Here is a 12,496-nt window from a genome sequence, read left to right as displayed (position 1 = left end):
CGTGTCGTGGGCCGGCAGGATGTGCGCTCACATTCGCTCCGGAGCGGTGACGCCCAGGATTGCCAAGCCGTTGGCAATGACCTGACGGGTGGCCTGGCACAACGCCAGACGCGCGGTGTGCAGCTCGTTCGGTTCCTCGTCGCCTTGCGGCAATACCCGGCAGGAGTCGTAGAACCGGTGGTAGTCGCCGGCGAGGTCCTCCAGGTAGCGGCACACCCGGTGCGGTTCGCGCAGCGACGCCGCGGTTTTGAGCACCCGGGGGAACTCGCCGAGGCCGCGGATCAGCGTGCCCTCTTTGTCGTGGGTGAGCAGTTCGAGGTGGCTGGTGTCCGGGGTCAAGCCCAGCTCTGCGGCGTTACGAGCCAGCGCCGAGAGCCGGGCGTGTGCGTATTGCACGTAGTAGACCGGGTTTTCGTTGGATGCCGACGACCACAGCGCCAGGTCGATGTCGATCGGGGTGTCCACCGAGGAGCGAATCAGGCTGTAGCGCGCGGCGTCGACACCGATCGCCTCGACGAGGTCGTCGAGGGTGATCACGGTTCCGGCGCGCTTGCTCATCTTGATCGGCTGGCCGTCGCGGACCAGGTTGACCATTTGGCCGATGAGAACCTCGACGGTGGCCGGGTCGTCACCGAACGCCGCGGCAGCGGCCTTCAACCGGGAGATGTAGCCGTGATGGTCGGCGCCGAGCATGTAGATGCACAGGTCGAAGCCGCGCTGCCGCTTGTCCAGGTAGTAGGCCAGATCGCCGGCGATGTAGGCGGGTTTGCCGTCGCTCTTGATGACGACGCGGTCCTTGTCGTCGCCAAAAGCACTGGTGCGCAACCAGGTTGCGCCGTCCTTCTCGTAGATGTTGCCGTTCTCGCGCAGCTTTTCGATGGCTTGGGCGACCCGGCCGCTGGTGTGCATCGACTCTTCGTGGGTGTACACGTCGAAGTCGGTGCCGAAGTCGTGCAACGACTGCTTGATGTGAGTGAACATCAAGTCGACGCCAATGGCCCGGAACGTCTCGTGCTGCTGTGCTTCTGGTTGGCTGAGCACGTCGGGGGCTTTTTCAAGCACCTGCGCGGCGATATCGGTGATGTAGCTGCCCGCGTATCCGTCCTCGGGCGTCGGCTCGCCCTTGGCGGCGGCAATCAGCGAGTTGGTGAAGCGGTCGATCTGCGCGCCGTGGTCGTTGAAGTAGTACTCGCGTGTGACGTCGGCGCCCTGGGTGGTCAGCAACCGGCCGAGGGCGTCGCCGACCGCGGCCCAGCGGGTGCCGCCGATGTGGATGGGACCCGTGGGGTTGGCCGAGACGAACTCGAGGTTGACCTTGTGGGTGGCCTGGGCCTCGGAGTGGCCGTATGTGGCGCCGGCGTCGATGACGTTGTTGACGATGACGCCCTGCGCCGACGCATCGAGGCGCAGGTTGATGAAGCCTGGTCCGGCGACCTCGGCCGAGGCGATGCCGTCGGCTTGCGTGAGCGCGTCGGCCAGCCATCCGGCCAGCTCGCGCGGGTTGGCACCGACCTTCTTGGCGACCTGCAGCGCCAGGTTGCTGGCGTAGTCGCCGTGTTCGGGGTTGCGGGGCCGCTCGACGGTGACCGCAGCCGGCAGCGCGGCGGTGTCGAGGCCGCGCTCGGTCAGCACCGCGGTTGCGGTGTTCCTGAGCAGCTCAGCCAGGTCGGCGGGGGTCACGAACGTCCATCCTATGGGCTGTGGTGCTCGCGACCCGAATCCGTTCCGGTGGTCAGCCGGCTGCTGTGATGCGTTAGTCTGGCTGGGCCCTATGGCGCAGCATCTCGCGCGTGCGCCCCCGTAGCTCAGGGGATAGAGCGTCTGCCTCCGGAGCAGAAGGCCGCAGGTTCGAATCCTGCCGGGGGCACCATCTGAAACACCCTCTGACCTGCACCTAAGCGCATCGCCTAGGCGCGCCCGGCTCCCGAAAATGGGCTCAGTGTCACGAGGATGTCACAACCGCGCCCAAACTCTGCCCGGCAGCGCGCAGCGCGTCGTCCTGACTGTGGGCGTACAGGCGCGCCGTGATCGAGGCGTCAGCATGACCGAGCCACTTCGCGATGACGGCCAGCGGCACCCCGCGCAGATGCATCGCGGTCCCGCAGGAGTGGCGGGCATCGTGCAGCCGGATCGGGCGCACACCGGCCGCCTTGGCCAGCTTGAGCCACATGCGCGTGAGCGTGTCGGGCGTGTACGGCTCGCCAATCTCGTTCACCGCGACGTAGCCGCTATCTCGGTGCGCCGGCCCGAGCGACAACCGCTCTTGCGCGTAGCGGGCCGACGCCCGCTTGAGAACACCGACTAGTCCCTCGTCGAGCGGCAACACCCGCCGCGACGACAGCGTTTTCGGTTCGTTCTCGACGACGTTGCCCGCGCCGGCCTGCACCCGGTTGCGCTCGACGCTGACCGTCCCGGCATCGAGGTCGACGTCCGACCACCGCAACCCCGCAATCTCACCGCGGCGCAGACCGGACAGCGCCAGATACCAGAGGTGCCCGTTGCGGTCCTTGTCAGCGGCCCGCAGCACGCGGCGAATCTCCTCGGGCGTGTAGGTCGCCATCTCCCGATGCACGCGAGGAGCCTTGCGCATCGACGCGGCCACGTTGTGCGAAAGCTCCCGGCGCTCGACGCCGTAGGCCAGGACCGCACGCCAGGCGTCGACAGCCTTGTTCAGCGACCGCGGCAACCACGGCCGGCGCGGGTGACCTTTGGCCGTCGTGGTGCCGCCGTCGCGCAGATCGGTCAGCAGGCGGTCCAAGTCGGGGCGGGTGAGTTTCTGGGCCACAAGGTCGCCGTGACGCTCGCGCAGCGGGGCCAGGCTGTAGCGGTAGGCGTTGACCGTGGTCGGGCGGGCGTTGTGCAGCGACGCCAACCAGTCTTTGCACAACTCCTCGACAGTCACCGCCTTACGCGGAACGAACGTGTCGGTCGCGGCCTGCTCGGTGATCCTCCCAAGCTCCTCGCGTGCCTCGCGCTCGGTCTTGAAGCGCCGGCGTACCTGTCGGCGCCGGCCGGTGATGGGATCGCTACCGGCGTCGACCGTGACCTGATAGCGCACAACGGTTTTGCCCGTCTTGCGGTCGGTTACGTCGACTTTCTTGATCTGCGGGGGTAGCTGCTGCCTACTCATCTGCTCATGCCTTTTTCTTGCCGGGTGTGGTCGGTGGGAGGTGTCCGGCCTTGCGCGCCTCCTCGACGTAGCGCGCGGCCGTGCGCCGGCTGATCCTCTCGCCGTTGGTGTTACGGAATGCGTCCCTGATCGCGTCGAGCGGTTTTTCGTCGAGGTGGGCGCGGTAGACCGCGGCGACGCGTTCGTGTCGTGCCTCGGTCGCCTTACGCGGTGCGCCGCGCCGGGCCTGTTTGACCGCCGCGCTCGCCGCCCGCGAGTCGGCCCACACAGGTTCGCTCGTGAGGTCATGCGCGGGCTCACTTTGCGCGCAACGCTGCACAACCACCTCACGCCACCATTCGAGATTGTCGCGAACGAGGCCGAGGTGGACACCGGTCACCTCGGCGCCGTTTGGTGTCGCCTCAATCTCAACACGGGTGAACGATGGAATGCCTTGGCGCACATCAAGTTTGAGACGTAGTAGCGGCTGGTCGGACTTGCCAGGAAAGCGGCCCCACACATCGACTGTCTCGGGCATATAGACGTCACGGACCGCGACGACGGGTGTCCCGAAGGGCCAACTCACCTCGCCGATCTGGACCTCGCCGTCACCGACCGCGGCCTTTATGGCGACCGTCTCCCGCACCACGGCTCGCACAAACACCTCCAGCCATGCCAAAAACTAGGGGGCTAATGGCAACGACAACGTTGCCACCGTTAGCCAATGATTGCAAGAGGCCACGCGAGGCGTGTGCAGACACAAACGAACATTAAGGAGCGACACCGACAAATGGACGGCAAACCTGAGCGGCTGCTACTGCCCTACGACGAGGCCCGCGCCGCACTTGGCGGCATCAGCCGAACGACGTTATGGCAACTAGTCAACCAAGGCCAGATCGTGCGCGTGAACGTAGGACGTCGGGGCTTTATCACCGCGAAATCAATTGACGCGTACATTGATCGGCTCACCGCGGCCGCCTCGGCGTGACCTACAGACAACGGCACCCCGACAGCGAGGCCGGGGCGCCGAGCGATCTAGGCGATCGCGGCAAGCCTACCGCGCCCACCCGACGACCTCACCTCGGCCGTGGTGCCGAGCTCCTCGATCGACTCTGCCGAGAATGCGGGCAACACGAGCCGCTGCCGGCCGGCGCGGCCTGCTGCGAGGCGGTGCCCTGATGGGTCACCCAATCCACGTGATCGGCGACCGCCCCCGTGGGGGTTATTTCTACCTATGCAACGACCTGATTCGGGTCGGCGCGCACAAGTCGCGTCTCGACTCCGACGGTTTCGTGGTCATGGCCTATCTGCTCTCGCACGCCGGCGGCGGCGGGAGGCCGTTCGAGACGTCGCCGGCCCTCATGGCGAAAGAGTTCGGGTGGAGCCTCAACCGCGACCGCGTCAAGCGTGCTCTAGCAAACGCCGAAAAGGACGGCCGCCTCGTGATCCGCAGATACATGCGCGACGGGCGAGAGGTCCAGAAGCGCCGAGCCTACGTCGTCGCGGCCGGCGGTCGACGGTTCACCGATTGGGAGCGCGCCGAGCAAAGTAGGCCGATTGAGTTGCCATCCAAGGTGCACGGAAAGAGTGCATCATGACGCGGCGCAACATGCACGGTTTCGGTGCATCACAACGGCATTCAACATGCACGGAAACCGTGCATCATGATGCACCGTTTTTTGTGCATCATGACAGGCCGCAACATGCACCGCTGCCGTGCATTTCAAATGCACCCCCGTGGGTGCAACAAGGGAATACCCAAGGGAATACCCATTACCGTCGTGCACTGACGTGCAAGACGAACGTAACTCTCTGGTCGCTTCAAATGCGTGGTTACCGAGAGCAAACCAGCCTCGTAGGTAACCAACAGACCGCGTGCGCGGAAAACGAGGTGCGACCATGATCGGCCGCCACCGTCGTGGCAATCGACATTCAGCCAACCATCAGGAGGACCACCGATGACCGCGAAACCCGACGACGAACTCGCCGAGGCGCGCCGCGACTACACCGCGGCGCAGTACGTGGTGGCGCTGTTCACCGGCGACCCGCGACTCACCCGCGAGGTGTATCGGCGGGTGGCCGGCTACCGCTAAGGCGAACACGAGGACTATCTGATCAAGATGTGCATCCGCGCCCTGCATCTGATCGCCGAGAAAAGCACCGAGCATCCCGAGTATCTGGAACCGATCATCGGCACGATGCGGGAGTACATGGAACGGCTGGTAGCCCAAGTCGGCGCCGAGAAGCTCGACACCGACGCCTGGCCGGCGATCGACCCCGACGAACTCGACGAGGCGCTGCGCCGGTTCCGCGGCGGAGACGAGGGTCCAACGTGATTACCGCTCAGCACGGCCTGTATCTCACTGTCGACGACGCGGCGTATCTGGCCGATTTTCTCGACCACGTGTGCCGCAGCATGCGCCCGTCGCCTCGCCTCGCGGATTTTGCCCGCCGACTCAGAAAATCATGCGCAGCGCTCACCCCCGCGCAAGAAAACGGGCGAAATCACTTGCGCGGCGTGCACTCTGAGCTCGACGTGAGTGACCATGCAGCCTATGACCTCGTCGACACCGACGAAGCCGCCCGGCTCCTTGGCTGTAGCGCCGCCAATGTTCGCGACCTCGTGCGCCGCGGCCGGCTTCCTGCGCGCCGCGCCGGCAACCGCTGGCTACTCCCAGCCCGCGTCGTCGTCGAGCGCGCCGAGCGCAAGGCCGGTCGCCGCGCCGGCTGAGGGAGGCAACCATGCCCGTTGATGTGCGCCGCGTGCCCAACTTGGAGCTCCTGAAAGTCGGCCGCTGGGACGGCATCACCGGCGAGTTCGAATTCGGCCCCGAGCACCTCGCCTCGGCCGTCGAGGCCCACGAGGCCGGCATCCTCGGCAGAAAAGCCGTCGTAAAGCTGGGCCACACCGGCATGGGCGACGCCGCGCCAGCGCTCGGATACGTCGAGCGACTGCGACTGACCGACGGCGGGCACATCCTCGTCGGCGACCTAGCCGGCGTTCCCAAGGCAGTCGCGACGTTGCTGCCGCGTGCTTGGCCCGACCGCTCTATCGAGGGCTACATGGGGTTCACCGACGACACCGGCCGCGTGTGGCCGTTCGTGCTGACCGCGCTGGCCTTGCTCGGCGCGGCCGCGCCCGCGGTTCGCACCCTCAAGTCGCTGCAAGACGTCGCCGAGCTCTACGACGTCGCCGCCGCCCACCGCGGCCGCCCGGTCGCCGTCGCGGCCGCCGCGTTCCACCCCGCCGACCTCGACGCGCACCGCCGGCGCGCCGTGCAAGTAGCCGCGGCCCGACGGCGCCGCACCCGCCGAACGACGTTAGGAGTCTGACGTGTCGACCACCATCGCCAACCCGTCGGTGTACGACCCCGGCGCAACCATCACCGGGCAGGCCACGGCCGCCGTGACCGCCAAGCGGTTCCTCGCGATCAGCGGCGACCGCACCGCCGGCGGCAACATCAGCGTTGCGCCCGCGGCTGCCGCCGGCCGAACGTGCGGCGTGGCCGGAAACGACGCCGCCGTGGGTGAGCTCGTGCGCGTGGTGCGCGGCGGTGGCCGCGTCGTGCGCGTGACCGCCGCCGGTGCGATCGCCGCCGGCGCCGAGGTGCAGGTCGGCGCGAACGGGATGGCCGCCACCAAGGCCGCCGGCGTCGCCGTCGGCTACGCGATCACCGGCGCGGCCGACGCCGCCGACGCCGAAATCAGCTTGTACTAGGGAGGATTCACGCTCATGCCTAACCCGCTCATTCCCGAGCTCACCGGCCGCCGGCTCACCGTCGACGTCGCGCTCAAGCAACCCTCGATCTTGCGCGACCAGATCGCCAAGCTCGCCGACGATCAGATATTGCTGCCCAAGGTGTTTCGCCCGTTCGGCGCCCAGGTCCAGGGCGGTGGCCTGCTCTATTCCGTGATCGCGTCGAGTGACTTTTTCACCAGCGACGTCGAGAAGCGCACGCCCGGCGCCGAGTACAAGGTCGTCGAGGGCGTCGAACCCGAGCCGCGGCTCGCCGCCGTCGAGGATTGGGGCGGCAAGTTCCAGATCACCGACGAGCAGCGCAGCCGCAACGACGTGTCCTATCTGGACCAGCAAACAACGCAGCTCAGCAACGTAATTGCGCGCAAGCTCGACACTCGCGCCGTCGAGGCATTGCAGGCCGCCAGCATCGCCAGCGTCGCCACTTCGAATAGCTGGGACAGCCTCGTTTTCGTTGGTCCCGACGCCAACCTCACCGCGTCGGGCAACCGGCCGACCGCGCATTTCGCGCAAGCCCAGGAGCTCGCCGACCTTGAGGAGCTCGGCGTCACCCACGACACGCTGCTCGTGCATCCGTCGCAGGCGCGTGCGCTGCGCCAGGCGTACGCCGAAAACCTCGGCGCAATGCTCGAATCGGCGGGCCTTGAGATGTTCTCGAATCCGCGCATCCCCGAGGGCACCGGGTTCGTGGCGCAGGGCGGCATGGTCGGCACCGTCGGATTCGAGACAGCGCTGACCGTCGAGGTGTACGACGACCGCTCAACGCGCTCGATGTGGGTGCAGGCGTACGCCGTGCCCGCGTTCGCGGTCGATCGGCCCTACGCCGCCAAGAAAATCCTCGGCGTCTAGAAACCAAGGGAGACAACACCAATGGCACTCACATTCAACGACGAGCAGGCCGCCGCGCTGATCGAGGCCCTCGGCCTGCCCGCCGACACCACCGACGTCGACCTGATCCTCGCCACTGTCGCCGATCTCGCGGCGCAGGCCGCCGGTATGAACCCCGAAAAGCCCTCCACCGTGGCCGCTGCGGCGCGCAAGGCCGGTCTAGAGGTCGTCGACACCCAGACCCTCGCCGCGCTGCGCCACGACGCCCAGCAAGGCCGGCAGATGGCCGCCGCGGCAAAGGCGCAGAAAATCGAGGCCGCCGTCGACGAGGCGCTGCGGCTCGGCAAGATCGCACCGAGCCGGCGTCAGCATTGGGTGACGCTGTGCACCCACGACGAGGGCATGATCGAGGTCCTCGCGGCCGTGCCCAACGAGACGGCCGTGCCGATGACCGAGCTCGGTCACAGCACCGAGCCCGCCGATCGCGACGCCGACAAGCAGCCCGCCTGGTTCTACTGATCGTCGCCGCCGGCGGTCCCTCGCCAGGCAACCGCCGCGGCCGACCCGCGGGCACCCCGGCCGCACTCCTAACCGGCTGGGGTGCCCGTGACCACTAAACCCGACGAGCCAGAGTTTCCGCCCGAGCTCGCCCGCTGTACCTGCGGCACCGCGTCGTTCGATCCCGACGACCACGCCAACGGCTGCCGCCTCGGCTCGGCGCCGCCGCTGTCGAGCAATCCCGGCCCGGCCGACGACCTGCGACCGCCCGAGTGGCGGTTCTGACGGCCGGCCGCCACTGCGCCACCCCCACCCCCGAAAATATTCGGGTACCCCCCTTCCTGACTGCCCAGCGGTAGTCAGGAATTTTTTTTGAGCGCCATAGAATTTTTTGTGAGCGCCATTGGATTAGTGTCAAGAAAAGGCAAAGCCTGAGGACTGCGATGTGTTCTTTTACCTAGACGGCGGCGCTTTGTCATCAGATTCCGATTCCGGTGGCGTCGGGACTAGTCCGTTGGTATCGAAGAGTGAAGGGCCTAGTTCTTGTCGACGTTCCGACCCTTGGGGAACACCATTTTCGCCCTCCGATTCGATCGCCCGTCGGAGGTTCTCGCACTGAGTTCGACACCACCCCCTGACAACCCCCGAGACGATTGAGCCCACAGTCTCGGCCGCTACGTACTTAGCAGCTCGCATTGCTGCTTCGGTTTCCAAACGACTTCGCGCCTCGCCAATCTGCTCGGCCAACGTCGCGCATTCCGTGTCGGATACCGGGACGGGTACCGGCCCAGGCCAGCCAAGGTCGCGGACGGCCCTTACGAACCGCACCCGCTGCTCCTTTCCTAGATCCAGATGCTGACCAGTGTGGGTGTCTCGCACACTCGTTTGCGGGAGCAGGGCGTCTTGTGCATCTTCGCTTGGACGAACAGCGTCAATGAGCTCATAGGACTGCGGATCAGCGGACCAGGTCGGAAAGACGATGTCGAACGTATGGCCAATTTCGTCCGAGACCGTGTTCCTTGCTACCGCGACAGGATCGGTTGCGCGACTGCCGCCTCGCCGGCTGAGAGCCCTCCGATTTTCCTGAACCTGATCTTCGACAGATTCAACCGACTTGCGCCAACGAGCGTAGGAGGTATAGACCCTGTCCAACAGGATCGCCGCGTCGCCCGCCGCGACCCCCATGGCGTGCAGAATCGAAAGATCAAGAGTACGTCGGAGAGGATTGACCTCGCCGTGGCTTGATGGGGCGGGAAGCAAACGGTCGGCAGCTCGAATTGCCTGCAACGTCGCTCGCACTTCACTAATACCCGGCTCAGAGAATATCCGCGGATCCGGTATTTTCATACGCCTTGCGGCTGGCGGCCCGACATCGTACGCACCTTCGTTTCCGGTAGCGACGCCCTCAAGAAGCCGAGCGAGAAGCGCAAATGTTGAGTTCAGCACAGCGCCCAGTAGATCCGGGTCAACGCCGTGTTTGGCGTCGACGCCTACAAAACGCCCATTTAGTACAGCGTGGGCCCTGCTGTTGTCCGCGGCGAAGTAATCGTACGCGGAGTTGTAAGGCATGACCCAATTGGAGCTCGGCATCTGCCTTCCCTGGAGATACCATTTCCCGCCGACAGAATTTTGTTGTACCAACGTACGCCGGTGGATATCTGACGATTCGCCGTGGGCAACATAGTCACGTACTCCTTGCTCGCGCGCGGTGGCGGAAGGTGAAAAGTAGCGGACAAGCCCTCGGGTTGGAACGACAAAACGTCTGCCGTCTGTTGTATCGAGATCACGTGGGTTCCGAAGCGCAGGACTCGTATTGCTCCGACTTATCGCGCCTTCCCATCCGGTCAAACCTTGCAACACAGGTTTCGCCGATGTCCCCTGGCCAGTAGGCGTCAGGTAGAAGAATTCATCCGCGCCGGTCTTACCTCCGAGAGCGATGTCGGCAATCTCACCTAACTCGACAAAGCCTTCTCGCTTGCTCAGCTCTTCGGCGATCTTTGGACTACGAAGGTAGCGCGATCGCCACGGTAGTCCGAGGTAACGACCTTCCTCATCGGTGCCGAGCTCACGGAGCTGTTTTTGGGAAACAACGGAATAATCGAAGTCGTCGGACTCGCCGATACCTTCTAGTGTGATCAGTCGATCACGGAAAGCGTCCACGCTCAATAAACGCACGGTGTCATCGGCGGTATCCGCCGAGTACAACGCGTGCAGCGGCTTCCGCAATATCACAAATCGTATCTTCGCTTGCGTTTTGTCATCTGCATCAGTCCATTTGCGGACTACGAAGACAACCGTTCCGACGCGGGCCTCTCCGAACCATGGTTCGGAGAGCGATTCAATGACCAACTCGATGTGAAAGTTACTAAGAAGCCACTCCTGGAGTTGCTGTCCGTAATCCGAATCGAGCCATTCGCCCGATGTAATAAAAGACATCCGCGCGTTGGAATTAAGGAAAGAAGCCGAATGAAACCAAAAGTAGAGGTGGTAATTAAATCTGTATTTCAAGGTCCGTTGACCCGGCCGATCTGCCGCGTAAGCGGCATCAGCTTCTGCACGTCTATCCTCGCCGATATCGGCAAATTTGATGTAGGGCGGATTGCAGACGACAGCATCGATAGGCGGTAATACATGTTTTATCATCGTGCCGCCTCCATCTGGTAAATCGATGAAGACGCCACCGGGAGATACCCGAAAGAATGAGCCGGCCCGAACCCGTGGGTAATTAGCACCAGTCGCGAGGTTTTGAGAGGCGAGGTTAACCGTGGCGACCGATGCGGCGAATGCGGAAACATCGCATCCTGCGATTTCGGAAAGGCGTTGCTCGTGGGAGGCATGCGGATCGTAGGCCCGTTTTCTCGTATACGCCCTTACTAGGAAGGTTCCGCCGCCGCAGGCGGGGTCGAGCACCGTCCCAATGCCGTCAGGCAAGGCCGCCGACAACATCAAATCCACAACGTCGGGCGATGTGTAGTGCTGACCCCACCTGTACCTCTCGTGTGGGTCAATCAGTCGCTCGAAAAGCCTTCCCAACACGTCATAGCTAATCGATTCGAGCTGAAAGCTTTCTAGCAGTTCGATGACATTGAGCCAGCCCTTGCAGGATTCTTGGGATATGAGCGCCCATTTGCAGACCGGATCGAAGATAAAGACTGTCTGATAGTCGCCAGTAATAGCTTGCGCTTGCTCGAAGAGCGATGCGATGGCGGCTTGTGTTGCCGCAGGATTCCCACCGGATGGGAGATCGAGCGGCGGGAGCGTCGGCTCGGCTCGGCGAAGTGCGCCATAAAATAGCAACCTGGTGGCGAAAACGTACGTTGAAACCTGCGCTACCCGATTAATTTCATCTAGAATCTTCGTGGCGTCATGAACCCAATTTTGTTCATCGACCATCCATCGAATCAGTTCTTCACGAAATGAAGCGTCGCTTGCTTGGCGCTCGGCTATTGCGTCACGCACAGCGGCGAGAGGCCGAGCCAGAGATCCTTTAAGGGCATCGACGAAGAACTCGTCGGGAGGTACCTGAGGGACATGATGTCGTCCAGTAAGTACGGGAGCAAGGGTCCGAACCAGTTCAACCCATGCCGATCTGATGAGCGCGAGCTGGGCCGGTACATCCAAACTTGCGCGCGTGGTAGGCGTCGCGAGCGGAGGCACGGGTACTGCTCGATCAAGAAGTGGGCGGTCATGTCGAGACTGGTCAAGCAATCGAAATATTTCGCCGTCCGACGTTGCCGACCAGCGGGCGCCTAGCGCGGCAGCCTTATTCATTGCGTTTGTGATGTTGGATATCGACGAGGGAGCGCTGTCGGGATGATCGGGCAGTCGCAGTTCAAGAACCATCAGCGGCTTATCGGAGGCGTCGCAGAGGGTGATGTCGGCGCGCTTCCGCTCACCTTCGGTTTCCTTTTCGATGATGACTCGTCCCAGTCCTAGCGACGGGTCATCTTCAATCACCGCGTCCCACCACGATTTGATCTCGCCGGCGAACCCCCATTCGTTCACATGACTCACGATAAGGTCCGGCCGGCCCAGGATCGTGTGCGAGGCGGCCTCGGCTCGCCGTGTCGTTTGGGGTCGCCGGCCGAGGCTGTCACGACGTTGTCACAACTCGACCAAAACTCGTTGGCGAACGGTCGCGGACCCCCCCGAACCTGTGCAGACTGACGCCGCAGGTCAGGGCTGTAATTCTGCCGTAGCCGCCACACCTCGGCGGACGCCGCCAGACCGCTATGAACGCGTCTGAGCTGCCTCCGGAGCAGAAGGCCGCAGGTTCGAATCCTGCCGGGGGCACAGTCTGACCA

14 protein-coding genes and 1 tRNA gene are annotated in these 12,496 nt (G+C 64.1%); 11 read left to right on the top strand and 4 right to left on the bottom strand.

The window, feature by feature from the left end:
• Window positions 1-27: 27 nt before the first annotated feature.
• A complete protein-coding gene (gene argS, locus AWC14_RS16405) occupies window positions 28-1,680 on the bottom strand; it encodes an arginine--tRNA ligase (RefSeq protein ID WP_045380085.1) in 1,653 nt (550 codons plus the stop codon).
• A gap of 114 nt (window positions 1,681-1,794) precedes the next feature.
• Between argS and AWC14_RS16400 the strand changes: the two genes are divergently transcribed.
• Window positions 1,795-1,870 (top strand) — tRNA-Arg (locus AWC14_RS16400).
• Window positions 1,871-1,942: 72 nt separating this feature from the next.
• Here the strand turns inward: AWC14_RS16400 and AWC14_RS16395 are convergent.
• Together AWC14_RS16395 and AWC14_RS16390 are read right to left on the bottom strand one after the other, a co-directional pair.
• A complete protein-coding gene (locus AWC14_RS16395) occupies window positions 1,943-3,130 on the bottom strand; it encodes a tyrosine-type recombinase/integrase (protein WP_045380088.1) in 1,188 nt (395 codons plus the stop codon).
• Window positions 3,131-3,134: 4 nt separating this feature from the next.
• Complete coding sequence (locus AWC14_RS16390; protein WP_142281726.1) at window positions 3,135-3,767, bottom strand: hypothetical protein; 633 nt, start codon at window positions 3,765-3,767, stop codon at window positions 3,135-3,137.
• Window positions 3,768-3,899: 132 nt separating this feature from the next.
• Between AWC14_RS16390 and AWC14_RS16385 the strand changes: the two genes are divergently transcribed.
• From AWC14_RS16385 to AWC14_RS28745, 10 genes are all read left to right on the top strand, one after another.
• On the top strand, window positions 3,900-4,097 hold the full coding sequence (locus AWC14_RS16385; protein ID WP_045380094.1) for a helix-turn-helix domain-containing protein: 198 nt from the start codon (window positions 3,900-3,902) through the stop codon (window positions 4,095-4,097).
• 208 nt (window positions 4,098-4,305) lie between these two features.
• Window positions 4,306-4,707: a hypothetical protein gene (locus AWC14_RS16380; RefSeq protein WP_200885673.1), complete on the top strand. Its 402-nt coding sequence runs from the start codon at window positions 4,306-4,308 to the stop codon at window positions 4,705-4,707.
• A 360-nt stretch (window positions 4,708-5,067) separates the two neighbouring features.
• On the top strand, window positions 5,068-5,202 hold the full coding sequence (locus AWC14_RS29985; protein WP_268811715.1) for a hypothetical protein: 135 nt from the start codon (window positions 5,068-5,070) through the stop codon (window positions 5,200-5,202).
• Window positions 5,203-5,229: 27 nt separating this feature from the next.
• Window positions 5,230-5,445 (top strand): hypothetical protein, encoded by a 216-nt coding sequence (locus tag AWC14_RS16375; protein ID WP_045380098.1) that lies wholly within the window; start codon window positions 5,230-5,232, stop codon window positions 5,443-5,445.
• Window positions 5,442-5,840, top strand: a complete 399-nt coding sequence (locus AWC14_RS16370; protein WP_052425604.1) for a helix-turn-helix domain-containing protein — start codon at window positions 5,442-5,444, stop codon at window positions 5,838-5,840. The genes AWC14_RS16375 and AWC14_RS16370 overlap by 4 nt, the downstream gene beginning before the upstream one ends.
• 11 nt (window positions 5,841-5,851) lie before the next feature.
• Window positions 5,852-6,442, top strand: a complete 591-nt coding sequence (locus AWC14_RS16365; RefSeq protein ID WP_045380102.1) for a hypothetical protein — start codon at window positions 5,852-5,854, stop codon at window positions 6,440-6,442.
• A 1-nt stretch (window position 6,443) separates the two neighbouring features.
• Window positions 6,444-6,827: a capsid cement protein gene (locus AWC14_RS16360; RefSeq protein WP_045380105.1), complete on the top strand. Its 384-nt coding sequence runs from the start codon at window positions 6,444-6,446 to the stop codon at window positions 6,825-6,827.
• 15 nt (window positions 6,828-6,842) lie between these two features.
• Window positions 6,843-7,715: a major capsid protein gene (locus tag AWC14_RS16355; RefSeq protein ID WP_045380108.1), complete on the top strand. Its 873-nt coding sequence runs from the start codon at window positions 6,843-6,845 to the stop codon at window positions 7,713-7,715.
• Window positions 7,716-7,736: 21 nt separating this feature from the next.
• Entirely contained in the window at window positions 7,737-8,213 is a 477-nt protein-coding gene (locus tag AWC14_RS16350; RefSeq protein WP_045380113.1) for a phage protease, read from the top strand.
• Window positions 8,214-8,294: 81 nt separating this feature from the next.
• The gene (locus AWC14_RS28745) at window positions 8,295-8,477 is read left to right on the top strand and encodes a hypothetical protein (protein ID WP_057003246.1); all 183 of its coding nucleotides are present in this window, start codon (window positions 8,295-8,297) and stop codon (window positions 8,475-8,477) included.
• A gap of 168 nt (window positions 8,478-8,645) precedes the next feature.
• Here the strand turns inward: AWC14_RS28745 and AWC14_RS16340 are convergent, their stop codons facing one another.
• Window positions 8,646-12,197 carry an HsdM family class I SAM-dependent methyltransferase gene (locus AWC14_RS16340; protein WP_081968178.1) on the bottom strand — a complete coding sequence of 1,184 codons (3,552 nt, stop codon included), beginning with the start codon at window positions 12,195-12,197 and terminating at the stop codon, window positions 8,646-8,648.
• Window positions 12,198-12,496: the final 299 nt, after the last annotated feature.

It is taken from the genome of Mycobacterium kyorinense, from assembly GCF_002101735.1.
In the GTDB taxonomy this organism is placed as follows: Bacteria; Actinomycetota; Actinomycetes; order Mycobacteriales; family Mycobacteriaceae; genus Mycobacterium; species Mycobacterium kyorinense.
The sequence above is the reverse complement of the archived record's forward strand: the minus strand, read 5'-3'. Positions and strand labels throughout refer to the sequence as shown.

Bases quoted from the DNA above. Each gene is read 5' to 3' on its own strand.
- AWC14_RS16365 (WP_045380102.1), top strand. From the start codon at position 5,852: ATGCCCGTTGATGTGCGCCGCGTGCCCAACTTGGAGCTCCTGAAAGTC.
- AWC14_RS16385 (WP_045380094.1), top strand. From the start codon at position 3,900: ATGGACGGCAAACCTGAGCGGCTGCTACTGCCCTACGACGAGGCCCGC.
- AWC14_RS16395 (WP_045380088.1), bottom strand. From the start codon at position 3,130: ATGAGTAGGCAGCAGCTACCCCCGCAGATCAAGAAAGTCGACGTAACC.
- AWC14_RS16350 (WP_045380113.1), top strand. From the start codon at position 7,737: ATGGCACTCACATTCAACGACGAGCAGGCCGCCGCGCTGATCGAGGCC.
- AWC14_RS16375 (WP_045380098.1), top strand. From the start codon at position 5,230: ATGTGCATCCGCGCCCTGCATCTGATCGCCGAGAAAAGCACCGAGCAT.
- AWC14_RS16355 (WP_045380108.1), top strand. From the start codon at position 6,843: ATGCCTAACCCGCTCATTCCCGAGCTCACCGGCCGCCGGCTCACCGTC.
- AWC14_RS29985 (WP_268811715.1), top strand. From the start codon at position 5,068: ATGACCGCGAAACCCGACGACGAACTCGCCGAGGCGCGCCGCGACTAC.